The 26,999-nt window shown below is 62.7% G+C and carries 23 protein-coding genes; 9 read left to right on the top strand and 14 right to left on the bottom strand.

Going from position 1 to position 26,999, the window contains the following annotated elements:
• Positions 1 to 21: 21 nt before the first annotated feature.
• From rpoD to P0D70_RS06480, 5 genes are all read right to left on the bottom strand, one after another.
• Positions 22 to 2,424 carry an RNA polymerase sigma factor RpoD gene (rpoD, locus tag P0D70_RS06500; RefSeq protein WP_408183680.1) on the bottom strand — a complete coding sequence of 801 codons (2,403 nt, stop codon included), beginning with the start codon at positions 2,422 to 2,424 and terminating at the stop codon, positions 22 to 24.
• Between the two features lie 92 nt (positions 2,425 to 2,516).
• Positions 2,517 to 4,382 carry a DNA primase gene (gene dnaG / locus P0D70_RS06495; protein ID WP_091804703.1) on the bottom strand — a complete coding sequence of 622 codons (1,866 nt, stop codon included), beginning with the start codon at positions 4,380 to 4,382 and terminating at the stop codon, positions 2,517 to 2,519.
• Positions 4,383 to 4,464: 82 nt separating this feature from the next.
• Positions 4,465 to 4,911, bottom strand: coding sequence for a GatB/YqeY domain-containing protein (locus P0D70_RS06490; RefSeq protein WP_091804708.1), 447 nt, complete (start codon positions 4,909 to 4,911; stop codon positions 4,465 to 4,467).
• 223 nt (positions 4,912 to 5,134) lie between these two features.
• Complete coding sequence (gene rpsU / locus P0D70_RS06485) at positions 5,135 to 5,347, bottom strand: 30S ribosomal protein S21 (RefSeq protein WP_028196180.1); 213 nt, start codon at positions 5,345 to 5,347, stop codon at positions 5,135 to 5,137.
• Between the two features lie 68 nt (positions 5,348 to 5,415).
• A complete protein-coding gene (locus tag P0D70_RS06480; protein WP_091804711.1) occupies positions 5,416 to 6,633 on the bottom strand; it encodes a BaiN/RdsA family NAD(P)/FAD-dependent oxidoreductase in 1,218 nt (405 codons plus the stop codon).
• 122 nt (positions 6,634 to 6,755) lie between these two features.
• Here P0D70_RS06480 and tsaD point away from each other — a divergent pair, with 122 nt between their 5' ends.
• The gene (gene tsaD / locus P0D70_RS06475; protein ID WP_408183676.1) at positions 6,756 to 7,784 is read left to right on the top strand and encodes a tRNA (adenosine(37)-N6)-threonylcarbamoyltransferase complex transferase subunit TsaD; all 1,029 of its coding nucleotides are present in this window, start codon (positions 6,756 to 6,758) and stop codon (positions 7,782 to 7,784) included.
• Between the two features lie 71 nt (positions 7,785 to 7,855).
• On the opposite strand, the gene folE2 is transcribed toward tsaD, so the two are convergent.
• From folE2 to P0D70_RS06455, 4 genes are all read right to left on the bottom strand, one after another.
• Positions 7,856 to 8,662, bottom strand: coding sequence for a GTP cyclohydrolase FolE2 (folE2, locus tag P0D70_RS06470; RefSeq protein ID WP_408183674.1), 807 nt, complete (start codon positions 8,660 to 8,662; stop codon positions 7,856 to 7,858).
• Positions 8,663 to 8,917: 255 nt separating this feature from the next.
• Positions 8,918 to 10,825, bottom strand: coding sequence for a 1-deoxy-D-xylulose-5-phosphate synthase (gene dxs, locus P0D70_RS06465; RefSeq protein WP_091804719.1), 1,908 nt, complete (start codon positions 10,823 to 10,825; stop codon positions 8,918 to 8,920).
• 85 nt (positions 10,826 to 10,910) lie between these two features.
• Complete coding sequence (locus P0D70_RS06460; protein ID WP_091804721.1) at positions 10,911 to 11,792, bottom strand: polyprenyl synthetase family protein; 882 nt, start codon at positions 11,790 to 11,792, stop codon at positions 10,911 to 10,913.
• Complete coding sequence (locus P0D70_RS06455; protein WP_007178839.1) at positions 11,789 to 12,097, bottom strand: exodeoxyribonuclease VII small subunit; 309 nt, start codon at positions 12,095 to 12,097, stop codon at positions 11,789 to 11,791. Before P0D70_RS06455 ends, P0D70_RS06460 begins: the two co-directional genes overlap by 4 nt.
• 287 nt (positions 12,098 to 12,384) lie before the next feature.
• On the opposite strand from P0D70_RS06455, the gene P0D70_RS06450 reads away from it, so the two are divergent.
• Both P0D70_RS06450 and P0D70_RS06445 read left to right on the top strand, forming a co-directional pair.
• A complete protein-coding gene (locus P0D70_RS06450; protein WP_091804723.1) occupies positions 12,385 to 13,491 on the top strand; it encodes an aromatic ring-hydroxylating oxygenase subunit alpha in 1,107 nt (368 codons plus the stop codon).
• A 120-nt stretch (positions 13,492 to 13,611) separates the two neighbouring features.
• Positions 13,612 to 14,481: a sulfurtransferase gene (locus tag P0D70_RS06445; protein ID WP_091804726.1), complete on the top strand. Its 870-nt coding sequence runs from the start codon at positions 13,612 to 13,614 to the stop codon at positions 14,479 to 14,481.
• 124 nt (positions 14,482 to 14,605) lie between these two features.
• Here the strand turns inward: P0D70_RS06445 and P0D70_RS06440 are convergent, their stop codons facing one another.
• The 3 genes from P0D70_RS06440 to polA form a co-directional block, all read right to left on the bottom strand.
• Positions 14,606 to 15,478, bottom strand: coding sequence for a dienelactone hydrolase family protein (locus tag P0D70_RS06440; RefSeq protein WP_091804729.1), 873 nt, complete (start codon positions 15,476 to 15,478; stop codon positions 14,606 to 14,608).
• Positions 15,479 to 15,583: 105 nt separating this feature from the next.
• Entirely contained in the window at positions 15,584 to 16,933 is a 1,350-nt protein-coding gene (locus P0D70_RS06435; RefSeq protein WP_091804732.1) for an NAD(P)/FAD-dependent oxidoreductase, read from the bottom strand.
• 168 nt (positions 16,934 to 17,101) lie between these two features.
• A complete protein-coding gene (gene polA, locus P0D70_RS06430; protein WP_408183669.1) occupies positions 17,102 to 19,843 on the bottom strand; it encodes a DNA polymerase I in 2,742 nt (913 codons plus the stop codon).
• A 1-nt stretch (position 19,844) separates the two neighbouring features.
• Between polA and P0D70_RS06425 the strand changes: the two genes are divergently transcribed.
• Positions 19,845 to 20,588 (top strand): LOG family protein, encoded by a 744-nt coding sequence (locus P0D70_RS06425; protein WP_091804736.1) that lies wholly within the window; start codon positions 19,845 to 19,847, stop codon positions 20,586 to 20,588.
• A gap of 65 nt (positions 20,589 to 20,653) precedes the next feature.
• Here the strand turns inward: P0D70_RS06425 and P0D70_RS06420 are convergent, their stop codons facing one another.
• Positions 20,654 to 21,571 carry a transcriptional regulator GcvA gene (locus tag P0D70_RS06420; RefSeq protein WP_408183666.1) on the bottom strand — a complete coding sequence of 306 codons (918 nt, stop codon included), beginning with the start codon at positions 21,569 to 21,571 and terminating at the stop codon, positions 20,654 to 20,656.
• 97 nt (positions 21,572 to 21,668) lie between these two features.
• Between P0D70_RS06420 and P0D70_RS06415 the strand changes: the two genes are divergently transcribed.
• The gene (locus P0D70_RS06415; RefSeq protein WP_408183664.1) at positions 21,669 to 22,238 is read left to right on the top strand and encodes a chromate transporter; all 570 of its coding nucleotides are present in this window, start codon (positions 21,669 to 21,671) and stop codon (positions 22,236 to 22,238) included.
• On the top strand, positions 22,235 to 22,765 hold the full coding sequence (locus P0D70_RS06410; protein ID WP_091804741.1) for a chromate transporter: 531 nt from the start codon (positions 22,235 to 22,237) through the stop codon (positions 22,763 to 22,765). The genes P0D70_RS06415 and P0D70_RS06410 overlap by 4 nt, the downstream gene beginning before the upstream one ends.
• A 54-nt stretch (positions 22,766 to 22,819) precedes the next feature.
• Here the strand turns inward: P0D70_RS06410 and P0D70_RS06405 are convergent, their stop codons facing one another.
• Positions 22,820 to 24,346, bottom strand: a complete 1,527-nt coding sequence (locus tag P0D70_RS06405) for an AMP nucleosidase (protein ID WP_091808998.1) — start codon at positions 24,344 to 24,346, stop codon at positions 22,820 to 22,822.
• A gap of 199 nt (positions 24,347 to 24,545) precedes the next feature.
• Here P0D70_RS06405 and P0D70_RS06400 point away from each other — a divergent pair, with 199 nt between their 5' ends.
• From P0D70_RS06400 to P0D70_RS06390, 3 genes are all read left to right on the top strand, one after another.
• Positions 24,546 to 24,941 carry a hypothetical protein gene (locus tag P0D70_RS06400; RefSeq protein ID WP_408183661.1) on the top strand — a complete coding sequence of 132 codons (396 nt, stop codon included), beginning with the start codon at positions 24,546 to 24,548 and terminating at the stop codon, positions 24,939 to 24,941.
• A 227-nt stretch (positions 24,942 to 25,168) separates the two neighbouring features.
• Positions 25,169 to 26,164, top strand: coding sequence for a homoserine kinase (locus tag P0D70_RS06395; RefSeq protein WP_091804746.1), 996 nt, complete (start codon positions 25,169 to 25,171; stop codon positions 26,162 to 26,164).
• Positions 26,155 to 26,961, top strand: a complete 807-nt coding sequence (locus P0D70_RS06390; RefSeq protein WP_091804748.1) for a BPSS1780 family membrane protein — start codon at positions 26,155 to 26,157, stop codon at positions 26,959 to 26,961. Before P0D70_RS06395 ends, P0D70_RS06390 begins: the two co-directional genes overlap by 10 nt.
• Positions 26,962 to 26,999 lie beyond the last annotated feature (38 nt).

Here is a 26,999-nt window from a genome sequence, read left to right as displayed (position 1 = left end):
GTAGTGAATGACCGACCTCGATCAATTCCCTTCGAGGAACGACTTCAGCTTGTCCGAACGGCTCGGGTGACGCAGCTTGCGCAGCGCCTTCGCCTCGATCTGCCGGATCCGTTCACGCGTCACGTCGAACTGCTTGCCGACTTCTTCGAGCGTGTGATCGGTGCTCATCTCGATACCGAAACGCATGCGCAGCACTTTCGCTTCACGCGGCGTCAGCGAGTCGAGCACGTCCTTCACGACGTCGCGCATGCTGGCGTGCAATGCGGCGTCGGCAGGTGCAACCGTGTTGTTGTCTTCGATGAAGTCGCCCAGATGGGAATCGTCGTCGTCGCCGATCGGCGTTTCCATCGAGATCGGCTCCTTCGCGATCTTCATGATCTTGCGGATCTTGTCTTCGGGCATTTCCATCTTCTCGGCCAGCGTTGCCGGATCCGGTTCGAGACCGGTTTCCTGCAGAATCTGACGCGAGATACGGTTCATCTTGTTGATCGTTTCGATCATGTGAACCGGAATCCGGATCGTGCGCGCCTGGTCTGCGATCGAACGCGTAATGGCCTGACGGATCCACCACGTTGCGTACGTGGAGAACTTGTAGCCGCGGCGATATTCGAACTTGTCCACCGCCTTCATCAGGCCAATGTTGCCTTCCTGAATCAGGTCGAGGAACTGCAGACCACGGTTCGTGTACTTCTTCGCGATCGAGATCACGAGACGCAAGTTCGCCTCGGTCATTTCGCGCTTCGCCTGACGCGCCTTCAGTTCACCCGCCGCCATCTGACGGTTGGTTTCCTTCAGGTCTTTCAGCGGCAGCACGACGCGCGCTTGCAGATCGAGCAGACGTTGCTGCTGTTCGCGAATGGCCGGAATGTTCCGCGTGAGGATCGCGCTATACGCGTGACCTTCACCGACGATCTTGTCGGCCCACTCGAGATCCGTTTCGCTGCCCGGGAAACGCGCAATGAATTCCGCACGCGGCATGCCGCACTTGTCGACCACCGTGTGCAGGATCTGGCGCTCGACCTGACGCACTTCGTCCACCTGTGCGCGCAGCGTGTCGCACAGACGCTCGACGGTGCGCGCGGTGAAGCGGATCGTCATCAGCTCGTTCTGGATCGTTTCCTGCGCCTTCAGATACGACTTGGACTTGTAGCCTTCCTTCTCGAACGCGCGACGCATCTTGTCGAACCATTCGCTGATCATCGCGAATTTTTCGAGCGACGCACGCTTGAGCGCTTCCATCTGCGCAGCGTTGGCCGTGGCTTGCGCCGTGCCGTCGTCTTCTTCCTCGTCTTCTTCCGACTCTTCTTCGACTTCCTCGTCTTCGCTCTCGATCGCTTCCGCTTCCTGCGCGGAGAAGCCGTCCGCGTCTTCCGCGTTGGCGTCGATCAGGCCGTCGACCAGTTCGTCGATGCGAATTTCCTCATTCGCGACGCGCTCCGCCATCGCCAGGATGTCGGCGATCGTGGTCGGGCATGCGGAGATGGCCATCACCATGTGCTTCAGGCCGTCTTCGATCCGCTTCGCGATTTCGATTTCGCCTTCGCGCGTGAGCAGTTCGACCGTGCCCATTTCACGCATGTACATGCGGACGGGGTCGGTGGTGCGGCCAAATTCCGAGTCGACGGTGGACAGCGCGACTTCCGCTTCCTCTTCCACTTCGTCGTCCGAAGAAGCCGCCGGCGCGTTGTCGTTCAGCAGCAGCGTTTCAGCGTCCGGGGCCTGCTCGTACACAGCCACGCCCATGTCGTTGAACGTGCTGATGATGCCTTCGATCGCCTCGGTCTCAGTGAAGTTGTCCGGAAGGTGGTCGTTGATTTCAGCGTACGTGAGGAAGCCGCGCTCCTTGCCGAGCTTGATCAGCGCGCGCAGTTTGGAGCGGCGCTCCTCGAGTTCCTCGACCGTGCCAGGCTGTGACGACGCGAAAGCGTCTTTCAGCAGCGCTTTTTCCTTTGCACGACGGTCGCGAGCCTTGGCCTTTTCCACCTTGGCTGGAGCAGCCGTGGGGGTTTCTTCGCTTTGGGTTGCGTCGTCATCGACGGGTACTTCGTTCAGCTTTTTCGTCATGGAGTTCGCCGTACCGGCTGTAGTCTCGACTCGCGGCTGGTGGACGCCAGCCGGTTGAACCGTGGATACTGGAACCTCGCGCACTACCGCATCGTCCTGCGCGGCAGCCGCTTCCCTTGCGCTTCTGACACCCGACCCCTTCGTGGCCGGTACTGCTACAACTTTCGCCGCCCTGACCGGCTCCGCTCGCGCAGCCGAAGTGGTCGTGGACTTCTTCCCTGCACCCGGTGCAATGCTGGCAGAAGACGCTCTTCTGGCGGAAGAAACTAACTTGGCCTCAGTGACCTTTCTGGTCTGCTCCGTGGAGTTCGTGCCTGTTGCTTTCTTGCCGCCCGCAGTTGCGTCTTTAGTCTTTGCCATCGCATCGCCTTTTCGCCTTTGCTAGGAAAACCCTTTTAAAAACAAACCGCTGGAAACTTTTTATTATAGCACCCAGGCTTCCTTCATTCCGCCTACAGCCCGAGCCGGCGCTTCATGTCGGCCCGCTTCCGATTGAGCTCCGACAGCTCCGCGAATTCCTCCGGCGTGTGCCGCGATTGCCGCGAAAGCTGCTCTAGCCGATCGCAGTATGCGTCGTACCGCATCTTCAGGATCGCCGCCTTCAGCTCCTCTCCTACGATCCGTTCCTGCTCGCGCCGTTCCTCGATGACGGTCGCATCCTCCGGGTCTTTCAGCAGCAAATCCCGGACATTTTCATCATAGTCTAGAATTTTGCGAAAGATTTCCTCGAAAGTTGGGGCGTTTGCGCCGTTTCGCAATAGGTCGGACAACAACTGAAACTCCGCCGAATCGCCCAGCGCACGCGCGTGCGTCGTGACTTCTTCGAATAGCTCGCCATGCCGCGTAACCGTAAGGAGCGCCTGTTCGGCCTCCTCGTCCAGTACCGCCACCGTGCGCGGATGCATCACCAGATTGCGCAGCGTTTTTTCCTCGATTCCCGTCACACTGCGCCGGTCTTTTCGGGCCGGCGCGGCGCGGGCGGCCGCCGCGATGCGCGAATCGACTTCGCACAGCGCGGCGACTTCGTCGAAAGGCACATCGAGCCGGTCGGCGAACATATGCATGATCTGCGCGCGCAGCGCATTGGCCGGCAACGCCTGCAGCAGCGGCTTGGCGTCGAACAGCGCGCGGGCCTTGCCCTCCGGCTGGTCCAGCTCCTTGCCGGTCAGCACCTCGTTGAGCATGAACTGCGACAGCGGCATGGCCCGCTCGACCTGCTCGGCGAACGCCTCGGTGCCGTATTCGCGCACGTAGCTGTCCGGATCGTGCTCGGACGGCAAGAAGAGGAACCGGATAGTGCGGTTGTCCGCCGCGTGCGGCAAACAGGCGTCCAGCGCGCGACGCGCGGCACGCCGGCCCGCCGAATCGCCGTCGAAACTGAAGATGACCGTGTCGGTCTGGCGCATCAGTTTCTGCACATGAATCGGCGTACAGGCCGTGCCGAGCGTGGCGACCGCGTTCTGGAACCCTAATTGGGCCAGCGCGACCACGTCCATGTAACCTTCCACGACGAGCACGTAGTGCTGCTCGCGAATCGCCAGGCGCGCTTCGAACAGCCCGTACAGCTCGCTGCCCTTGTTAAATAGAGGCGTCTCGGGCGAATTCAAATATTTCGGCTCGCCACCGTCCAGCACACGGCCGCCGAAGCCAATCACCTGCCCCTTCACATTGCGTATCGGGAACATGATCCGCTCGCGAAAGCGGTCGTACCGGCGGTTCTGACCCTGTGCGTCAGATTTTTCGCTGACGATCACCAATCCCGATTCGACCAGCGAATCGTCACGGTAGTTCGGAAATGCCGCTTCGAGGTTCTGCCAGCCGTCCGGAGCGTAGCCGAGCCCGAAACGGGCCGCGATCTCGCCGGTCAAGCCGCGTTTCTTCAAATACTGGATCGCGACCGGCGCGCTGCGCAGTTGCTTGCGGTAAAAGTCGCAGGCGGTCTGCATGACATCGGAAAGCGCCGTGGTGACCGCTTTGGACGCCGCCGGCGCATAGCCGCCGGAACCGCCGCCATATCCCGGCGAAGGTTCGTTCGGCACGGTCAAGCCGACCGACTGCGCCAGTTCGTTGACAGCTTCCGGAAACGACGAGCCGACGTGCTCCATCAGGAAACCAATGGCCGTTCCGTGCGCGCCGCAACCGAAGCAGTGATAAAACTGCTTAGTCGGACTAACCGTAAACGAAGGGCTTTTCTCGTTGTGGAACGGGCAAAGCCCCATGAAGTTCGCGCCGCCTTTTTTCAACTGCACGTACCGGCCCACCACGTCGACGATATCGACGCGGTTGAGCAGGTCCTGCAGGAATGACGGAGGAATCACAGTAAATGACGCTACCTTAAAGGCTCAAGGCTGCGCACGCCGCCCGTCGAGCGGCGGCGCGCGCAGACCGGAAAAACAGAACTTACTTCGCGAGCGCGGCTTTGACCTGCGCCGAGACGGCGGTCATGTCCGCACGGCCGGCCAGCTTCGGCTTGAGCACGCCCATCACCTTGCCCATGTCCTGCGGACCCGCTGCGCCGGTTTGCGCGACCGCCGCCTGAACTTCGGCGACAATCTCCGCCTCGGACATCTGTTCGGGCATATAAGCCGACAGGATCGCCAGTTCGGCCTTTTCCTTGTCGGCCAGATCCGTGCGGCCAGCCGCTTCGAACTGGCTGATCGAATCTTTGCGCTGCTTGATCATCTTGTCGATCACAGCGGTGATCGCGGTGTCGTCGAGCGTCACGCGCTCGTCGACTTCGCGCTGCTTGATCGCGGCGAGCAACAGGCGGACCGTGCCGAGACGCTCGGTTTCACGTGCCCGCATGGCGGCCTTCATATCGTCGTTGATACGGTCCTTGAGACTCATCACTCACCTGAATGCGTTGGAATTTGAAAAATCGGCCGGGCTAACCGCATCAACACGAATACCCGCTTGGGACTGCTTCCTCAAGCGGGTTGGCACAATGTGCGTTGTGGGTGCGACCCTGCCGACTGGCCCGAAGGGCCGTGTTTTCCGTGATGGCGCCTGCTGTGCCGTCACCGGTTGGATGTCGCCGCTCCGTTCGACCGGAACCGCGGCAACGCCAGAATCAGTAGAACTTCTTTGGCAGCATCTGGCCACGCAGACGCTTGAAATGACGCTTCACCGCAGCCGCCTTCTTGCGCTTGCGCTCAGCCGTAGGCTTTTCGTAAAACTCGCGAGCGCGAAGTTCCGTCAACAAGCCGTTTTTCTCCATGGTGCGCTTGAAACGGCGCATGGCAACTTCAAACGGCTCGTTGTCTTTTACGCGGATGGTCGTCATTTTTCAATAACGGAACTTTGTAAAGGTTCAGGAGTATAGCAGAGCTTTCTCACAAAGCCAGAGCGCCGTCAAGCCCCTCTGGCATACTCCGCAGCCGCCTGGCCGGCGGCCACGCCCGAGGCCCAGGCCCACTGGAAATTGTAGCCGCCCAGCCAACCGGTGACGTCCACCGCCTCGCCGATGAAGTACAAGCCCGGCGCGCGCGCGCTCATCATCGTCGATGACGACAGATCGCGCGTGTCGACGCCGCCGCGCGTCACTTCGGCTTTGCGATAGCCTTCCGTGCCGTTGGGGGTGAGCGTCCAGCGCGACAGGGCCTCACCGACCCGGCGCAGGGTTTTATCCGGTAAATCGGCCACACGGGCTTCGGCCGGAATCTGATGGGCTTCCAGCCAGACATGGGCGAGCCGCTGCGGCACCCACTCGGACAACAGATTGGCGATCTGGCGCTTCGTGCCGGTCTTGGCTTCCAGTAACGCGGTCGTGGCGTCCTGCTCGGGCAACAGGTTGATGTGAATCGGCTCGCCGGGCTGCCAGTAGCTCGAAATCTGCAGCACACCCGGGCCGGACAGGCCGCGGTGGGTGAGCAGCAGATCTTCGTTGAATTGCGCGCCGGTCTTCTTGTCGCCGGTCGCGAGTTGCACTTCCAGTGAGACGCCGGACAGCGCCGAGAACGGCTCCCAGTCCGCCGCGGCGAAGGTCAGCGGGACCAGCGCGGGGCGCGTATCGATCAACTTGTGACCGAACTGCTTGGCAAGACGGTAGGCGAAATCCGTGGCGCCGATCTTCGGAATGGATAGCCCACCGGTCGCGATCACGAGCGCACGCGCGCTGATCGGTCCCGACTGCGTATCCAGCGTGAAGCGCCCTTCCGCGTCTTGCCGCACCGCTTCCACGGACAGCGGCGTACGCCATGCCACACGGCCCGCGTCGCATTCGTTCTTCAGCACGTCGATGACGGCGTCGCTCGACTGATCGCAGAAGAGCTGGCCTTTGTGCTTCTCGTGCCACGTCACATGATGGCGCTTGAGCAGCGCCATGAAGTCGCGCGGCGTGTAGCGCGCGAGCGCCGAGCGGCAAAAATGCGGGTTGGCCGACAGGTAGTTGGCCGGGCCGGCATACAGATTCGTGAAGTTGCAACGCCCGCCGCCGGAGATGCGGATCTTCTCCGCGAGGCGCTGCGAATGGTCGATCAGCACCACGCGGCGGCCGAGCTGCCCGGCCACGGCCGCGCACATCATCCCGGCCGCGCCTGCGCCGATCACTGCGATATCGAAGGATTCCATGCGGTCGCATTGTACCTGTGCGTCTGCGGCCCTTCTGGCGCACTGCTATACTTTCAGGCTTGCTTTTTCACTTTCGGGCGCCGCAGTGTCATTACGCGTGCGTCCGCCCAGGCCCACCCATCATGCTCGTTCTCGGCATCGAAAGCTCCTGTGACGAAACCGGTCTCGCGCTCTACGACACGGAGCGCGGCCTGCTCGCGCACGCGCTGCATTCGCAAATTGCGATGCATCGGGAGTACGGCGGCGTGGTGCCGGAACTGGCGTCGCGCGATCACATCCGGCGCGCGCTGCCGCTGCTCGAAGAGGTGATGGAACGCGCCGGCACGGCCCGCGGCGACATCGACGCAATCGCCTACACACAAGGCCCGGGGCTCGCGGGCGCGCTGCTGGTTGGCGCGAGCGTTGCCAACGCACTGGCCATGGCGTGGGACAAGCCGACCATTGGCATTCATCATCTGGAAGGGCATTTGCTCTCGCCATTGCTGGTGGACGAGCCGCCGCCATTTCCGTTCGTCGCGCTGCTCGTGTCTGGCGGTCATACGCAATTGATGCGCGTGACGGACGTGGGCGTCTACGAGACGCTCGGCGAAACGCTGGACGACGCCGCCGGCGAAGCCTTCGACAAAACTGCCAAGCTGCTTGGCCTCGGTTATCCGGGCGGCCCGGAAGTCTCGCGCATGGCGGAATTCGGCACGCCCGGCGCGGTGGTCCTGCCGCGCCCCATGTTGCATTCCGGCGATCTCGATTTCAGCTTCAGCGGCCTGAAAACCGCTGTCCTTACGCACGCCAAGAAGCTTGGCGGCGCCAACATCTGTGAGCAGGCGAAAGCCGATCTGGCGCGCGGTTTCGTCGACGCGGCGGTCGACGTGCTGGCCGCGAAGTCGCTGGCGGCGCTCAAGAAAACCAAACTCAACCGGCTGGTCGTCGCGGGCGGCGTCGGCGCGAACCGGCAACTGCGCGAGGCGCTGTCTGCCGCCGCGAAGAAACGCAATTTCTACGTGCACTATCCGGACTTGTCGCTATGCACGGACAACGGCGCGATGATCGCGCTGGCCGGCGCTTTGCGCCTGCAACGCTGGCCGGATCAGTCGGGCAAGGACTACGCGTTTACGGTGAAACCACGCTGGGATCTGACGTCCCTCGCACGCTGAGTGCCGTCATCGTTGAATTGAAAAAGCCGCTTCAAGAAGCGGCTTTTTCATGCAGTCGGCAAACACGCGCATCAACCGGCGCGCTTATCCCGCTCTATCACCGCATAGGCGCTGTGATTGTGAATCGACTCGAAGTTCTCGGCTTCGAGCACATAGGCGACGATCCGCTCGTCCGCATTCAGACGCTGCGCGACGTCGCGCACCAGGTCTTCGACGAACTTCGGATTTTCGTAGGCGCGCTCGGTGACGAACTTCTCGTCCGGGCGCTTGAGCAAGCCCCACAGTTCGCACGAGGCTTCTTCTTCGGCGATACGGATCAGCTCTTCCACGGCGACGTCGCCGGCCAGCTCGGCGTTGATCGTGACGTGCGAGCGCTGGTTATGCGCGCCGTACTGCGAGATCTTCTTCGAACACGGGCAGAGGCTGGTAACCGGCACCTGCACTTGCAGGAACAGACGCGTTGCGCCGTTGCGGGTCTCACCCGTCAACGTGACTTCGTAGTCCAGCAGACTTTGCACACCCGACACAGGTGCGGTCTTGTTCACGAAGTAAGGGAAAGACACTTCGATGCGGCCCGCCTCGGCTTCGAGCTTTTCGAGCATCGCGACGAGCATGGTGCGGAACGTTGCGGGCTCCAGCGGCGCCTTGTTCTCTTCGAGCAACGCGACGAAACGCGACATGTGCGTGCCTTTCTGGTCAGCCGGCAAATGCACGTCGAGATTCCATGTGCCGACCGTCGGCTGAACCTCGCCGGCTTGCGTGCGCACTGTCAAAGGATGGCGCACGGCCTTCACGCCAACCCGTTGAATCGGGATCTGGCGGGTGTCGGGCGTGCTTTGCACGTCGGGCATCACAAAGGCGGGATTCATCTGGTTCATTGTCTTGTCCTTTCAGGAAACGCCGGGCCGCCCCAAGTCTTCCGCCCCGAAGAAAATCACTTTGGGGGCTTGCGCCTTCGGGAGCTGCCGCAAGGCAACAGCCTTCGGGGCGCTCAGCGGCCGCGCGAATCCAGGCGCGCAACGGCAAACGCCGGCCCCTGCCGGCGTCGAATAATGGGCCCGAAGGCCCACCGATTCAAGTTGGAGATTGCTATGGCCGCCATAGCATGACGGCCGCGCAGCAAGCAGCGCCGCTTAAGCGACGCGCTTCACCGACGACTGGCCGCCGACTGCGCCACTCAACAGAAAACGCTCGCGGATCGACTTGGCAATACCCGCGGCGTCGAGACCACACGCGGCGAGCAGCTTGGCCGGATCTCCGTGATCGATGAATTGATCGGGGAGGCCCAATTGTAGTACCGGCCGAGTAACCCCACTGGCAAGCAGGGCTTCCACGCACGCCGAACCCGCGCCACCCATCACGCAGCCTTCTTCGACTGTGACGATGGCGTCGTGCGTTTCGGCCAGTTGACGGACCAGATCGGCGTCCAGCGGCTTCACGAAGCGCATGTTCGCGACCGTCGCGTCCAGTTGCTCGGCCGCTGCCAGCGACGGCGCGACCATCGTGCCGAACGCCAGAATCGCAATGCGCTTTCCAGCCGGCTGCGACGTTTCGCGACGAATCTCACCCTTGCCAATCGGCAGCGCGGCCATTTGCTTGACGGTGGCAACACCCGTGCCGGCGCCACGCGGATACCGCACCGCCGTCGGATTCGGCTGCTGCAATGCCGTGTACAGCATCTGGCGGCATTCGTTTTCGTCCGACGCGGCCATCACCGTCATGTTCGGGATGCAGCGCAGGAACGCCAGGTCGTAAGCGCCGGCGTGCGTTGCACCGTCGGCGCCGACGAGGCCCGCGCGGTCGATCGCGAACACCACCGGCAGGTTCTGCAGTGCGACGTCGTGAATCAGTTGGTCGTAAGCGCGTTGCAGGAAGGTCGAGTAGATCGCGACGACCGGCTTCATGCCGTCCGCAGCGAGGCCACCGGCGAACGTCACCGCGTGTTGCTCGGCAATGCCGACGTCGAAGTACCGATCCGGGAAGCGCTTCTCGAACTCCACCATGCCCGAGCCTTCGCGCATGGCCGGCGTGATGCCGACCACGCGCGCGTCCAGCTCGGCGGCGTCGCACAGCCATTCGCCGAACACCTGCGTGTACGTTTTCTTCGACGGCGTGGTGGCCGGCTTGATGCCCTCGGCCGGATTAAACTTGCCCGGGCCGTGGTACAGCACCGGATCGGCCTCGGCGAGCTTGTAGCCTTGGCCCTTCTTCGTCACCACGTGCAGGAATTGCGGACCGCGCAGTTCCTTGATGTTCTGCAGCGTCGGGATCAGCGAATCGAGATCGTGACCGTCGATCGGGCCGATGTAGTTGAAGCCGAACTCTTCGAACAGCGTGGCCGGCACGATCATGCCCTTCGCGTGCTCTTCGAGCTTACGCGCGAGATCGAGCATGGGCGGCGCGACACGCAGCACGCGCTCGACGCCCGCACGCGCGGCGGCGTAGAAGCGGCCCGACATCAAACGCGCCAGATGGCGATTCAGCGCACCGACCGGCGGCGAAATCGACATGTCGTTGTCGTTCAGGATGACCAGCAACGGCACGTCGTCTTCGACGCCGGCGTTGTTCATCGCCTCGAACGCCATACCGGCCGTCATTGCGCCGTCGCCGATCACGGCGATGCCCATGCGGTTGTCGCCCTGCAGCTTGCTCGCGACCGCCATGCCGAGCGCCGCGGAAATCGACGTGCTGGAGTGCGCCGTGCCGAAGGTGTCGTATTCCGACTCGTCACGCTTCGGGAAGCCCGAGATGCCACCCAACTGACGCAGCGTGTGCATCTGGTCGCGGCGGCCCGTCAGGATCTTGTGCGGATAAGTTTGATGGCCCACGTCCCAGACGATCCGGTCGTGCGGCGTGTCGAACACGTAGTGCAGCGCAATGGTCAACTCGACTGTGCCGAGGTTGGACGAAAGATGGCCGCCCGTCTGCGATACGCTGTCGAGCACAAAGGCACGCAACTCGTCGGCAAGCGGTTGCAATTGGCGGCGATCGAGGCGGCGCAGTGCTGCCGGGTCGTCAATGGTTTTCAGCAAGTCGTACATCGTCGTTCCATTGTAGGAAAACTTACGCGCCCGCACTTCATACATGCGCCCCATGACGGAGGCGCGCGGCGGCGGGCTTTCGCGTTCAGCTAACCCGGTTCACCACCAGGTCGGCCAATTCGGCAAGACGCTGTGCGCGTGCGCCAAACGGCGCCAGCGCAGCGTGGGCATCGCTGCGCAGCTGTGCCGCGAGCGCGCGCGACGCGTCGAGTCCAATAATCGACACGTAGGTCGGCTTGCCGTCCTTCGCGTCTTTACCAGCCGTTTTGCCGAGCGTCGCGGAATCGGTCGTGACGTCGAGAATATCGTCGACGACCTGAAACGCGAGGCCGACAGCGGCCGAATATGCGTCCAGCGAACGCATGGCTTCCGCGCTCGGCGTTTCACCCGCGAGCGCGCCCATGCGCACCGCGGCACGCAACAAGGCGCCGGTTTTCATGCGGTGCATGGTTTCGAGTTGCACGCGCGTCAGCGTGTGGCCGACGCTCGCCAGATCGATGGCCTGCCCGCCGCACATGCCGATCGAGCCGCTCGCCAGCGCCAGTTCGCGCACGAGCGCGGCCTGTTGCGCCGGGGCCAGCACGTCCGAGGTCAGCGCGACGAACGCCTGCGATTGCAGCGCATCGCCGACCAGCAATGCCGTGGCTTCGTCATACTTGACGTGTACCGTGGGCTTGCCGCGACGCAGCGCGTCGTCGTCCATGCACGGCATGTCGTCGTGGACGAGCGAGTACACATGAATCATTTCCAGTGCCGCCGCTGCCGCGTCGAGGCATTCGGCGCGCGCGCCGGTCAGCTCGCCGGCCGCGTGGCACAGCAGCGGGCGAACCCGCTTGCCGCCGCCCAACACCGCGTAACGCATGGCTTCATGCAGCGTGGCGGGCTCGGTTGCCTCGGTCGGCAGGTAATGTTCTAGTGCCGTTTCGACGCGCTCCAGCACCGAGCGCATCCATTGTTCGAATGTCATAGGTCGTCCCCGCTCTCAGTAGCGGCTGTGCCTGCGGTATTCATGGGCAGCGGCTTGAGCGTCTCGCCGTCGAGCACGCGCACCTGCTGTTCGACCTTCTCGAGCTGCTGCTGGCAAAACGCCACGAGGGCCGCGCCACGCCGGTAGGCGGTGAGCGACTCCTCGAGGCTGAGATTGCCGCTTTCCATGCGCGCAACCAGCCCCTCCAGCTCCGCCTGAGCGGCCTCGTAATTCTCGGGCAGCGGCGTAGTGTCGACGCCTTCGGCTGGCGTGGCAGCAGTATCTTTCGACGCGGTCTTCGCCATGAATAGTCGCAAAATTAAAACAAGTCGGACATTCTACGGCAAAAGCGACAATTCCGATCCGCTCGCCGCCCTACGCCCCGCCTTCCGGCCCTCCGCTGCCTTACCAGTCTCGCAGAAAAAAAGTGATCGGTCTGCGGCGAAAAGGTCGAACTTACTTGACATTTTTGACCCAAATCAGGCACTTAAGCGCCCCAAGAAAGGGGAAACGGGTATAATCGCGGGCTCCCTAAATCGAAACCTTCGATGGTTGGGTTGTTCACTGCTTTCACGTCTTCACGGGAGTGGGAATGTCCAATCTGAGCAATGCATTGCAGTTGCGGTCTGTCCACAGCCAGCTGCCAGTCACGGCTTACTTTGACGAAGCGCTTCTAACGCGCGAAATCGACACCCTTTTCAAGAAAGGTCCTCGCTACATCGGCCACGATCTCATGGTGCCCGAAGCGGGGAATTATTTTGCTTTGCCGAGCGAGAGCGAAGGGCGTGTGCTCGTCCGTAACCAGCAGTCGCAAGTCGAACTGCTGTCGAACGTGTGCCGCCACCGGCAAGCCATCATGCTCAACGGCCGCGGCCAGACGGAGAATATCGTCTGCCCCCTGCATCGCTGGACCTACGACCTGAACGGCCAGCTCCTCGGTGCGCCGCATTTTGCGGATAACCCCTGCCTGAACCTCGGCGCCACGCCGCTGCAGAACTGGCAAGGCCTGCTGTTCGAAGCGCAGGGGCGCGACGTCGCGCGCGATCTGGCGCGTCTTGGCACCAAAGAACATTTCGATTTTTCGGGCTTCATGTTCGATCACGTCGAAGTCCACGAGTGCAACTACAACTGGAAGACCTTTATCGAGGTCTATCTGGAGGACTATCACGTCGCGCCGTTCCATCCGGGCCTCGGCAGTTTCGTCAATTGCGACGACCTGACGTGGGAGTTCGGCGACTGGTACAGCGTGCAGACGGTCGGCGTGCACAAAGATCTGGAGCAGCCGGGCAGCCCGACGTACCGCAAGTGGCACGACGAAGTGCTGCGTTTTCGCGGCGGCAATCCGCCGGAATTCGGCGCGATCTGGATGGTGTACTACCCGGGCATCATGATCGAGTGGTATCCGCATGTGCTGGTGGTGTCGTGGCTGATTCCGCGCGGTCCGCAGAAAACCACCAACGTGGTGGAGTTCTATTACCCTGAGGAAATCGCGCTGTTCGAACGGGAGTTCGTCGAAGCCGAGCGCGCCGCCTACATGGAAACGGCCCGCGAAGACGACGAGATCGCCGAACGCATGGACGCTGGCCGCCGAGCGCTGATGAATCGCGGCGAATCGCAGGTCGGCCCGTATCAGAGCCCGATGGAAGATGGCATGCAGCACTTCCACGAGTTCCTGCGGCGTGAACTCGGCACGATCTGATTGGCGCCTGCCCGGATTCCTCAGGCAGTACGCACGCATGGAAAGACGGACTTCGGTCCGTCTTTTTTGTTTAGACTAACAACATAGCTCGGCCGCCATCGCCAGTATCGAGGAGACGTCATGCCCCACACTCATTACACCACTCTGATCTCCGCGGCCAATCTCGCGGAACGCCTCGCCGCCGCGCCGGGCAGCGTGTTCGTCATCGATTGCCGTTTCGATCTGGCCGACCCCGAAGCGGGCGAAAAAGCCTATCTGGCCGGGCATCTGCCCGGCGCCCATTACCTGCACCTCGATCGCGACCTGTCGGGGCCGAAGAACGGCCAGAACGGCCGCCATCCGTTGCCGGATCGTGCGCGGCTGGTGGAGACGCTGGAGTCGCGCGGTCTGAAGCAGGGACAGCAAGTCGTCGCCTATGACGCGCAAGGCGGCATGTACGCCGCCCGTGCATGGTGGCTGCTGCGCTGGCTCGGTCACGACGCGGTCGCGCTGCTCGACGGTGGACTGCAAGCATGGGAGGCCGGCGGCCATCCGCTGACGCAGGACGCGCCCGCGCAGAACACCGGCGACTTCAAAGCCGGCGCGCCGCTGTCCGTCACGGTCGATGCGCAAACGGTCGAGCGCAATCTGGGCTCGAAGGAACGGGTCGTGGTCGACGCGCGCGCGGCCGACCGCTATCGCGGCGAGAACGAGACGCTGGATCGTGTCGGCGGCCACATTCCCGGCGCGCTCAACCGCTTCTTCAAGGACAACCTCACCGCCGACAGCCGCTTCAAGCCGGCTCATACGCTGCGCGAGGAATTCCACGCGCTGCTCGCGGACACGCCGCCGGAGCACGTGATACTGCAATGCGGTTCCGGCGTGACGGCCTGTGTGAATGCGCTGGCGATGGAAGTCGCCGGCCTGCACGGCGCGGCGTTGTATGCGGGATCGTGGAGCGAGTGGAGTTCGGATCCGAAGCGGCCCATCGCAACGGGCCCGAATCCTTGAGCGTCAAGGTCAGCGCCCGGTAGGCGAGAAGTTGGAAAAAGGCCGTTCAACCGCACTCAGGCAGCAACGGCCTTCTTGAACCGCGAGCGCGAGGGCTCGTCGGTCAGCGTAAAAAACAGGCGGTTCAGGCTACGCCATGCTGCTTGAACCACGCCAGCGTACGGCGCCAGCCGTCTTCCGCGTCGGCCTTTTTGTAGCTCGGGCGGTAATCCGCGAAAAACGCGTGACCCGCATCTTCATACACGACGAACTGCGAACCGCGTCCCACTTGCGGACCTTGCGCGATGGCCTGCTTCATCTGTTCGAGCGTGTCCTGCGGAATGCTCTGATCCTGCAACCCATAGAGTCCCAGGACCGGCGCATGAAGCTGCGCGACCTCGTCGAGCGGATTGGCCGGCGTTATCGCGTTCTTTGCGCCCGTTACTCGTCCATACCAGGCGGCGCCCGCCTTCAGTCGCGGGTTATGTTCGGCGTACAGCCATGCAATGCGCCCACCCCAGCAGAAGCCGTTCACGCCTAGGCGGTTCAGATCGCCGCCATGCTCGCCCGCCCAGGCAACCGTCGCGTCGAGATCGCCGATGACCTGATCGTCCGGCACCTTGCTGACCAGTTGCTCGTTGAGCTGTTGCATGCTCGTATAAACGGTCGGATCACCCTGCCGCTCGTACAGATTCGGCGCGATCGCGAGATAGCCCTGCTTGGCGAAGCGCCGGCACACGTCGGCGATATGCTCGTGCACGCCAAAAATCTCGTGCACGACGATGATCACCGGCAAGTGCGTCTTACCCTTCGGCTGCGCGCGGTACGCCGGCACCAACGTGTCGCCGGAGCGCACCGCCACTTCGCCGGCTTCGAGACCGTCGCTGTCCGTATGGATAGTTTGCGCGGATACCGGCAGCACGGCGGCGGCGAATCCGGTGCCGAGCGCTGCTTTAATGAAAGTGCGACGGTCGAAGGGGACGTGCGGGACCAGGCTGTCGATCTCGGGTTTCAGCATGCGGCGCTCCTCGGTTGAACGTTGGAGGCAACAGGATACGCCTGACACGCATCCTGTTGCAGAAGCAACGTTTCCGGGCGCCGACCAGGCGCGGCACAGCCCAAGTCAGTGGAGCTTGACCCGCGGCAGCGTTGTCCGGCGTAACCAGTGAGCGAACGTATCGAGCACCATCCGCGCGTAGCCGTGCAGCGCGGCGATGTGCAGCCGGTACAGCGACATGTACATGAAGCGCGCGAACAACCCTTCGATCAGCATATTGCCGCCGATCACCCCGCCCATCAGATTGCCGACGGCGCTGAAATGCCCGAGCGACACCAGCGAACCAAAGTCGCGATAGGTAAATTCCGGCAACGGCTTGCCATCGAGCCGCGCCGCCAGCGCCTTCATCAGGAAGCTTGCCTGCTGGTGAGCCGCCTGCGCGCGCGGCGGCACGTTGCGCTCATTGCCCGGCCACGGACAAGCGGCGCAATCGCCAAGCGCGAAAACGTTGTCGTCGATTTCGGTTTGCAGCGTGCGGCGCACGACGAGCTGGCCCAGACGATTCACCGGCAGGCCGTCGAGCTGGCTCAGCACCGCCGGCGCCTTGATACCCGCCGCCCACACCGTCAAATCGGCGCGCACGGTTTTGCCGCTTGCGGTGCGGATCAGGCCGGGCGCGACTTCGGCCACGGTTTCGCCGATCATCAGCTTCACACCGAGCTTGGTGAGCAGCTCGGCCGTAGCTGTCGAAACCCTTTCCTGCAGAGCCGGCAGAATACGCGGCCCCGCCTCGATCAGCACGATCCCGACGTCATGCCGCGGATCGAGCTTATGCAGGCCGTATGCGGACAGCACCTGCGCGGTGTTGCGCAATTCCGCCGACAGTTCCACCCCCGTTGCGCCGCCGCCGACAATCGCCACCTGAATGCGCGGCTCGCCCGTGGACGACGTGCCCGGACCCGATTCGACGGGCTCGTGCACCTGATGTTCGGCGCGCATGCACGCCGCGATCAGGCGTTTGCGGAAACGCTCGGCCTGGCTGACCGTGTCGAGCGCAAGGGAGAATTCGGGCGCACCCTTTACGCCGAAGAATGCGGTCGTGCTGCCGATCGCGATGATCAGCGTGTCGTATTCAAGCTCGCGTTCGGGTAGCAGTTCGGCGCCGTCGTCGTCGAGCACGGTTCCAAGCGTGAGGCGCTGGTTCGCGCGGTCGAGGCCCGTCAGTTCGCCCTGCTGAAATTCGAAGCCATGCCAGCGCGCTTGCGCCGCATATTCGAGTTCCTGCGTGAAGGGGTCCATGCTACCGGCCGCCACTTCGTGCAACAGCGGCTTCCAGATATGCGTCGGATTCCGGTCGACGAGCGTGACCTGCGCCCGCACGCTGCCCTTGTTCTTGTGGGGTGCGTAGCGATCGCCCAAACGCGTCGCCAGTTCCAGTCCCCCCGCGCCTCCGCCAACGACGATAAAACGATGCATTGAACTCTCCGTGTTTGCCGATGGGTTATGCGTCGCCGCGACGCGCACGAGATCTCACCCGAGCGCGCCGCCTTTGAGCGATTGTCCGCGAGCAACACGGGTTGTCACAAGCCATCAATGCGCATGTGTGACATGCGCACGACGATATCGCGCCCCGTCATACGCAAGTCAATGCGCTTCTTCCCAGTTCAGGCCGGCGCCCACTTCGGCGACCAGCGGCACCTTCAGGTCGGCGACACCGCACATCAACTCGGGCAAGCGCTTGCGCACGTCGGACAATTCCGCGTCCGGTACCTCTAGAATCAGTTCGTCATGCACCTGCATGATCATGCGCGTACCGATCTTCGACTCTTCGATCCATTTCTGCACCGCGATCATCGAGAGCTTGATCAGATCGGCGGCCGTGCCTTGCATCGGCGCGTTGATCGCGGCGCGCTCGGCGGCCTGACGGCGCGGACCGTTGCCGCCGTTGATCTCGGGCAGCCACAGGCGGCGGCCGAACACCGTTTCGACATAACCCTTGGCCTTCGCGCTCACGCGCGTTTCGTCCATATAACGCGCCACACCCGGATAACGCGCGAAATAGCGGTCGATATAGAGCTTGGCCGCGTCGCGCGTGATGCCGAGGTTCGAGGCGAGCCCGAACGAACTCATGCCGTAGATCAGACCAAAGTTGATGACCTTGGCTACGCGGCGCTGGTCGTTCGAGACTTCGAGCGGCGTCACGCTGAAGATTTCCGCCGCGGTGGCGCGGTGAATGTCTTCCCCTTGCGAGAACGAACGCAGCAACGATTCGTCGCCCGAAATGTGCGCCATGATGCGTAATTCGATCTGCGAGTAGTCCGCGGAGACCAGCTTGTGCCCCGGCGGTGCAATAAACGCTTCGCGAATACGGCGGCCTTCGCCGGTACGGACGGGAATGTTCTGCAGGTTCGGATCGTTCGATGCCAAACGTCCCGTCACCGCCACGGCCTGCGCATAGTTCGTATGCACGCGGCCCGTGGTGGCGTTGACCATGCGCGGCAGCTTGTCCGTGTAGGTCGATTTCAGCTTCGACAGGCCACGATGTTCGAGCAGGATCTTCGGCAGCGGAAAGTCTTCCGCGAGTTTTTGCAACACTTCTTCGTCCGTGGACGGTGCGCCGCTCGGGGTCTTCTTGACCACCGGCAACTCCAGCTTCTCGAAGAAGATCTGCCCGATCTGCTTCGGCGAACCCAGATTGAATTCGCCGCCGGCCAGCACATACGCCTCGCTTTCCAGCTGAATGAGACGCGTGGCGATTTCGCTGCTTTGCTGACGCAGCTTCTCCGCGTCGATCAGCACGCCCGTGCGTTCCATCTTCCGCAGCACGCGCGAGGTGGGCAGTTCGATGTCGCGATAGACGTACTCGAGCGTTTTCTCCGCCGCCACCTGCGGGTACAGCACCTGGTGCAGCCGCAAGGTGATGTCGGCGTCTTCCGCTGCGTATTCCGCGGCCTTGTCCAACGCGACTTCGTCGAAGCCGATCTGCCCCGCGCCCTTACCCGCCACCTCTTCGTACTTGATCGTCTTCACACCGAGATGACGCAGCGCGAGGCTGTCCATGTCGTGCGTGCGATGCGATTCGACCACGTACGATTCCAGTAGCGTGTCGTGTTCGATACCGCGCATTTCGATGCCGTAGTTCGCCAGCACCTGCTCGTCGTACTTGAGATGCTGGCCGACCTTCTTGTGCTGCGCGCTTTCGAGCCACGGCTTGAGCTTCGCGAGCACTTCGTCGCGCGGCAATTGCACGGGAGCGTCCGGGCCGCGATGCGCGAGCGGCACATAGGCCGCACGGCCCGCCTCGACCGACAACGACAGCCCCACGATCTGCGCGACCATGGGGTCGAGCGAGGTGGTTTCCGTATCGAAGGAGGTCAACTCGGCCGCGTTGATCCTCTCGAACCACGCGTCGAATTGCTCCCACGTCTGCACGGTGTCGTAATGGCGCTCGTGATCCACCGACAAAGCAGGCGCCACGTCGGTTTCCGGACCTTCCACGGCGTCCGCGATTTCCACTTCGCGCAGCCACGTCTTGAAGCCGTGGCGCGTGAACACCTCGCGCAATTCCTCGCGCGATTCCGGCCGGCTTTGCAGGCTTTCTTCGATCGAGACGATATGGTCGGTCATATCGCAGTTGCGATCCACCGTGACGAGTTTCTTCGCCATCGGCAGAAAATCGAGCGCACGGCGCAAATTGTCTCCTACCGCACCTTTAATTTCGTCCGCATGTGCGACGATGCCATCCAGCGACTCGAATTGCGTCAGCCATTTGATCGCTGTTTTCGGCCCGCATTTCTCGACGCCCGGCACGTTGTCGACGGTATCGCCGATCAACGACAGGTAGTCGACAATGCGCTCCGGCGGCACGCCGAACTTGGCGAGCACACCGGCGCGGTCGAGCGTTTCGTTAGTCATCGTATTGATGAGGGTGACATGATCCGACACAAGCTGCGCCAGATCCTTGTCACCCGTCGACACGATCACATTCATGCCACGCTTTTCCGCTTCGGTGCTGAGCGTGCCGATCACGTCGTCGGCCTCGACACCTTCTATCATCAGCAACGGCCAGCCGAGCGCGCGCACGGCCACATGAATCGGCTCGATCTGACGCGAGAGATCGTCCGGCATGGACGGGCGATTCGCCTTATAGTCGGGATACCAGTCGTCGCGAAACGTTTTGCCCTTGGCGTCGAACACGCACGCGCTATACTCTGCTGTGACTTCCTTGCGCATGCGCCGCAGCATGTTGATCATCCCGTAGAGCGCACCTGTCGGACCACCGTCGGGGCTGCGCAGATCAGGCATCGCATGGTAGGCCCGGTACAGATAACTCGAACCGTCGACCAATAGCAGGGTCTTACCTTCAAGGCTTCGTTCTTCAGGCATTATGACTAAGAGAAAAGTGATTCCGAGTCTGCGATCACTCGCAGATCAAGAGCGCGCAACGGCCAAAAAGGCCCGCGCATCGTGGCAGATGTTCACGATTATGGCAGAGTTTATCGAGGCGACCGAGTACCTCTCGGAGATTCGCCCGGCTGTCAGCATCTATGGTTCGGCTCGCCTGAAACCGAACTCGCCCTACTACAAACTTGCCACGCAAATCGCGCGCAAGTTGTCCGACGCCGGCTTTGCGGTGATCTCGGGCGGCGGCCCGGGCATCATGGAGGCGGCCAACAAGGGCGCTCATGCGGGCAAGGCCCCGTCGGTCGGTCTGAACATCGAATTGCCGCACGAGCAATCGGGCAATCAATGGCAAGACATCTCGCTGCGCTTCCGCCATTTCTTCACGCGCAAGGTCACGTTCGTGAAGAACTCGGACGCCGTGATCGTCATGCCCGGCGGCTTCGGCACGCTGGACGAACTTGCCGAAGTGCTCACGCTCATCCAGACCAAGAAGTCGCGTCATGTGCCGATCATTCTGGTGGGCGCGGAGTTCTGGGAAGGCCTGCTTGCGTGGTTCAAGAACTCGCTCACGCCCATGGGCCTGATCAACCCGGCCGACATGGACCTGATGCAGGTCATCGACGATCCGGACCAGGTGCTCGAAGCGGTGCTGAAGTTCTATGAAGACCGCGAAGAAACCGAGCCGCAGCCGACCAAGTCGGATGAAGACCGGATGTTCTATCTGTGAGTCTGCGCGCTTCGCGCTGCGGCGCGAAGCGAATGCAACTCCATGCGCCATGAACACGCAGATCACTAACGGGTAGCCTCGAGGCTGCCCGTTTCCTTTTCGCGGGTTTGATCGCCTTGCGCCTGCAACCATTCGCAGAACTGCTCGACTAGCGGCGCATGCGCGACCTCGCGCCGTGCGACCCACCAATAGCCGCGTGCATCGATGCGCGGGGCCGCCAGCGGCACCACGAGCCGACCCGACGCCAGCTCATCCGAGAGCAGGGGCAGCGGACCGAGCGCGACACCAAGGCCGTCCACCGCGGCCTGCAAGGCCAGATAGAAGTGATCGAACGATTGCTTCTTGCGGCATTTCACCATCACGCCGGCCGCCGACAACCAGTTGCTCCAGGCATCCGGCCGCGTGTCGGAATGCAGCAGCACGTGCCGCGCGAGATCGTCGGCGACGTTGATCGGCGAGCGCTGCAATAGCGCCGGACTGCACACGGGAATCTCGCTTTCGCCCAGAAAATGGCCGCTCACGCAGTTGGGCCAGTGTGCGGGACCGCGACGAACCGCAACGTCGAAGCCGTCCAGAGTGTCGACCGGCGCGTTCGAGGTCGACAGTCTCAACTCCACATTCGGCACCTTGCGCTGGAACTGATGCAGGCGCGGCAGCAGCCATTTCATCGCGAACGTGGGCAACGCATTCACGCGCAGCACATGGACGACGCCGGTGTCGCGCAATTGGTCCGTTGCACGCGCGATGCTGTCGAACGCGGCCTGAACGGTGGACAGGTAGCGGCGCCCTTCTTCGGTCAGGCGCACGCGTTTGCCGCGACGCTGAAACACCTGCACGCCGAGCCACGTTTCGAAAGCCGCGACCTGCCGGCTGATTGCACCATGCGTCACATGCAGCTCGGTCGCCGCGGCGGTGAAGCTTTCATGCCGCGCCGCGGCTTCGAAGGCGCGCAGCGCCGGAAAAGGAGGAAGGTTACGGGCCATGCTTGTGATTCTAGATCACAAGCCGGCGCTCAAAAATCGTTTTGCCCGCCGCGGGTTCGGCGCTAACCTCCTGAGCTTGAACTGGAAGCGAACCGACATGGACCACGATCTCACCTTGTCCGAGCCCGCGCTGGCGCCCACGCCCACCGTGCGGGAAATCTTCGGCGGCTTTCTCGGCCTCGGGCTGATCTCGTTCGGCGGCGCACTGCCGCTGGCGCGGCGCGCGCTGGTCGAACAACGCCGCTGGCTGAGCGCCGACGAATTCACCGACCTGCTCGGCCTATGCCAGTTTTTACCGGGCGGCAACGTGATCAATCTTTCGGTAGCAATGGGCATGCGCTTTCGCGGCGTGCCGGGCGCACTGGCCGGCCTCCTCGGACTGATCGCGGGACCGTCGCTGGTGGTGATCGGCCTTGGCGTGCTGTACGAACACACGCAGAACGACCCGCACGTTCGCCATCTGTTTGCCGGTCTTGCCGCAGCGGCTGCCGGCCTGCTGATCTCGATGGCCGTGAAAATTCTGTTGCCGTTACGGCATAGTCCGATGGCCGCGCTTATCGCGGCGCTCGGCTTCATTGCGATTGCCATCATGCGTCTACCGCTTCTGCCCACCATGCTCGTGCTGACGCCGCTCAGCATTTACATCGCCTCGCGGAGCGCACGATGAACGACACGCTCATTTCCCTCGCCGTTATTTTCAGCCAGCTTTCGCTACTGGCGTTCGGCGGCGGCAACACGATTCTTCCGGAGATGCAGCGGCAAGTGGTGGATGTGCATCACTGGATGCCGGCCAGCGAATTCAGCGCCCTGTTCGCGCTCGCGCAAGCGGCGCCCGGCCCGAATCTGATGATCGTTACGCTGGTCGGCTGGCATGTGGCTGGTTGGGCGGGCATGCTGGTGACCTCGGTGGCAAAGTTCGGGCCGTCGTCGCTCGTGACGATCCTCGCCATGCATGCGTGGGAGCGATTCAAGGACCGCCCGTGGCGTCGTTACGCGCAATTGGGACTGGTGCCGGTGACTGCCGGCATTGTCGCCGCGAGCGCGGCGCTGATTGCCGAAGCGTCGAACCCGACGGCCATTGCATGGGCGATTACCGCCTTCACCGCCGTGATGGCGATGAAGACGCGCATTCATCCACTGTGGCTGCTGGCAGCCGGCAGTTTGATCGGGCTGACCGGCTTCGGGCAGCTTTGATCGAACAAAGGCGAGCCGAACCTGCGCTCACCTTGCCCGCTTGTGAAAAGGCGTTTACTGGAACGCCACTTCCGCGAAGCTGCGCAGCTTGCGGCTATGCAAACGATGCAGCCCGTTCATCCGCAATAGCTCCATCGCCTTCACGCCGATCTGCAGATGCTGATCGACCTGCGCGCGATAGAACTGATCGGCCATGCCCGGCAGCTTGAGCTCGCCATGCAATGGCTTGTCGGACACGCAGAGCAAGGTGCCGTAAGGCACGCGGAAACGGAAGCCATTGGCGGCGATCGTCGCGCTTTCCATGTCGAGTGCAATCGCGCGGCTTTGCGACAGCCGCTGCACCGGCTCGCGGTGATCGCGCAATTCCCAGTTACGGTTATCCACACTTGCCACCGTGCCCGTGCGCATCACACGCTTCAATTCGACGCCGTCCAGTTGCGTAACCTGCGCGACCGCGCGTTCCAGCGCGACCTGCACTTCGGCGAGCGCAGGAATCGGCACCCACAGCGGCAGGTCGTCGTCGAGCACGTGATCCTCGCGCACGTAGCCGTGCGCGAGCACATAGTCGCCTAGGCGCTGCGTATTGCGCAGGCCTGCGCAGTGGCCGAGCATGATCCACGCATGCGGACGCAACACGGCGATGTGATCCGTAATGGTCTTCGCATTCGACGGACCCACGCCGATGTTGACCATCGTGATGCCGCTGCCGTCGGCGCGCTTCAGGTGATACGCCGGCATCTGCGGCAGGCGCGGCGGAGCGGTGCCTTCCTGCGCCTGCTCGCCGAGGTTCTCGTTGTACGTGACCACGTCGCCAGGCTCGACGAACGAGGTGTATTCGCTGCGATAGGCGCGCAGTTCTTCGTCGTCGGTATGGGCCATCATCGTGCGGCCGAGTTTGACGAACTCGTCGATATAGAACTGGTAGTTCGTGTACAGCACGTAGTTCTGGCAATGCGTGGGCGACGTGGCCGTGTAGTGCTTCAGCCGGTGCAGCGAGAAATCGACCCGCGCCGCCGTGAACAGCGCGAGCGGATGCGGCTCGCCCGGCTGCGGCTCATAGGTGCCGTTGACGATGCGGTCGTCGAGCAGCGCGAGGTCGGGCGTGTCGAACACATCGCGCATCAGGAACAGACGCTCGCGATCCAGATCGCCTTCGAGGTGGATGCCCTCGGCGAACGCGAAATGAATCGGAATCGGCTGATCCGACACGCCGACTTCGATCTTCACGTGATGGTTCTTCGCCAGCAGGCGCAATTGCTCGCGATAGTAATTGCCAAACAGGTCAGGGCGCGTAACGGTCGTCTCGAACACGCCCGGACCCGCGACGAAACCATACGAGCGGCGCGAGTCGATATGCGTGTTGACCTCGGTGCACACGCGCACGAAGGGATAGCAGGCGCGCACGCGGCTCGGGAACAGTTCGTTGCGGCGATAGCGCGCGAAGGCGTCGCGCAAGAACGAAGTGTTCGCTTCGTAGATCGCCGAGAGGCGGGTAACGGCCTCGGTCGCGTCGTCGAAGGATTCGGTCGGGAAGCTGTTGGCGGGAGTCTGCACCGCGCGTTGATTGGTATCGTTGTTCATCTTCATTCGCCTCGATTGATGAGGCGACATTACCACGGAACGCGTGATCGCCAAATGACCTGGCGGCGTCGCAACACACGCTCGCACGCGGCTCGCAAGATTGCGGGCACGCCGCGCGAAAGCGGCGCAAAATAAGGCGATCGCGCCCGATGGGCAGGCTGGATTTGCTAGAATCGGGGCACCCTATCGGAGAATCACCATGAAGCCGCTCCTTCCCGTCGCCGTTGCACTGGCCCTCGCCTTTGGCAACGCCGCGATGGCTGCCCAGCCTGTCGATGACACTCCGCCCCCCGGCGCGCCCCAGTCCGCCAATGAACGGGCGGGTCTGCCGGACCTGGCGAAGATCAATCGTCCGGCCGCCGAGGTCAGCTCGAAGGTCGAAATCAATGTTCCGCGCACGCCGAGCTTTTACGAGCGCAGCCCGAACGGCACCGAAATCACCGAATACCGCGACAAAGGCAAGCCCGTCGAAATCAACGTGCATTCGAACCTCGGCACGCGCTACCAGATGAGCGCGCCGCTCGACACGTCGCCCACCGTGCGCGACAACGGCCGCGCAAGCACGCGCTTGCCGTCGGTGAACCTGACCTATTGATGCATGCCGGCACGGCGGCCCCGGAGTGGGCCGCCGCCCGGATCCACGCCGCCCGCAAGGTGTCGTCCTGGCCTTCGGCCTGCTTGCCGGATTCCAACCTGGGCGGTTCGGCATTGAAAATGCCGCAGCGCTTCACGGTCCCAGAGAACACGTTTCGTACCGCATTTGCCACACATCGCACTGGCCGCACTGCGCCAGCCCGACCAACCTGACTCGACGTTTCCCGCATGGCTGTCTTCACCGCTGTCACTGAACCCCAACTTGCAGAATGGATGCGCCATTACGATCTCGGCGACGTCGTCGAATTTCGTGGCATCTCCTCCGGTATTGAAAACAGCAACTTCTTTCTGACGACAACGCGCGGCGAATACGTCCTCACGATCTTCGAAAAGCTGACAGCCGAACAACTGCCGTTCTATCTCGACCTCATGCGGCATCTGGCCGCGCACCGCGTGCCGGTGCCGGACCCCATGCCACGCGAAGACGGCGCGCTGTTCGGCCTGCTGCAAGGCAAGCCCGCTGCGATCGTGACCAAACTCGAGGGCGCGCCGGAATTGGCGCCGGGCGTCGAGCACTGCATCGAGGTCGGGCAAATGCTGGCGCGCATGCATCTGGCAGGACGCGATTACCCGGCCTATCAGCCCAATCTGCGCAGCCTGCCGTGGTGGAAGGAAACCGTGCCGACCGTTCTGCCGTTTCTGGAAGGCGAGCAACGCGACCTGCTGTCGTCCGAACTGGCGCATCAGGAAGCCTTTTTCGCCTCGGCCGATTACGCCGCGCTACCCGAAGGCCCATGCCACGCCGATCTGTTCCGCGACAATGCCATGTTCGCCCACGCCGATCCGGACACGGGCCACGAGGTACGCCTGGGCGGTTTCTTCGACTTCTATTTCGCCGGCTGCGATAAATGGCTGTTCGACGTGGCGGTGACGGTCAACGACTGGTGCGTCGACCTCGCCACCGGCAAGCTCGACGACGCGCGCACTGAAGCCATGCTGCGCGCTTACCAGACCGTGCGCCCGTTCACCGCAGAAGAAAACCGTCATTGGGGCGACATGCTGCGCGCGGGTGCATATCGTTTCTGGGTCTCGCGCCTGTATGATTTCCATTTGCCGCGCGCGGCCGAGTTGCTCAAACCGCACGATCCCGGCCATTTCGAGCGCATTCTGCGCGAACGCCTGTCCGGCGTTGCACTTCCAGGCATTCATACCTCATGCAACTGATCGAAGTCCCCGCGAAAACCGGCTATGTGTGGTTCCGGCAGGGTATCTGGCTGTTCCGCAAGAACCCGCTCGCGTTTCTGACGCTGTTCTTCACCTATCTGCTGGTAATGACGCTCGTGTCGCAGATTCCAGTGATCGGCGGCGTGTTGCCCTTGGCGTTCATTCCGGGCGTCGCGGTCGGTTTCATGGCGGCGTGCCGCAACACGATCGCGGGCAAGCCGGTCTTCCCCACCATTCTGGTCGACGGTTTTCATTCGTACGGCCCGGTGGTCGCCAAACGGCTGCTGGTGCTCGGTGTGCTCTATGTCCTCGCGATGGCGCTGGTGCTGGCCGGTTCGGCACTCGCCGACGGCGGCATGCTGCTCAAAGTGATGCTCGGCGGCGCCACGATGGACCAGGACGCAATTGCCAACAGCAATATTCCGCTAGCGGTAATCACGGCTTTGGCGCTCTACCTTCCGGTCGCCATGATCTTCTGGTTCTCGCCGATTCTCACGGCATGGCATGACGTGCCGCCCGTCAAGGCGATGTTCTTCAGCATCGTCAGTTGCTGGCGCAACCGCGGCGCGTTCATTGTGTTCGGCGCGCTGTGGTTCGCAGTAGCGATCACGGTGTCGCTCGGCTTGTCCGCGCTGATGCAGGCGCTGGGTGCGGGCGACTTCGCGTTCGCGGTTCTGATGCCCGCCACGATGATCGTGACAACCATGCTGTACTGCTCGTTCTACGCAACCTATCGCGGCTGTTTCGGTGTGCAAACGCCCGAAACACCGGACTTGCCGACCACCCCGGCGGCTTGAATTCCGTTCAGGTACGGCGCGGTTCTAGCGCCGGACCC

Source organism: Paraburkholderia sp. RL17-381-BIF-C (genome assembly GCF_046026435.1).
Lineage (GTDB): Bacteria > Pseudomonadota > Gammaproteobacteria > Burkholderiales > Burkholderiaceae > Paraburkholderia.
Note: the sequence above shows the minus strand (reverse complement) of the source record. Positions and strands in the feature narration are given on the sequence as shown.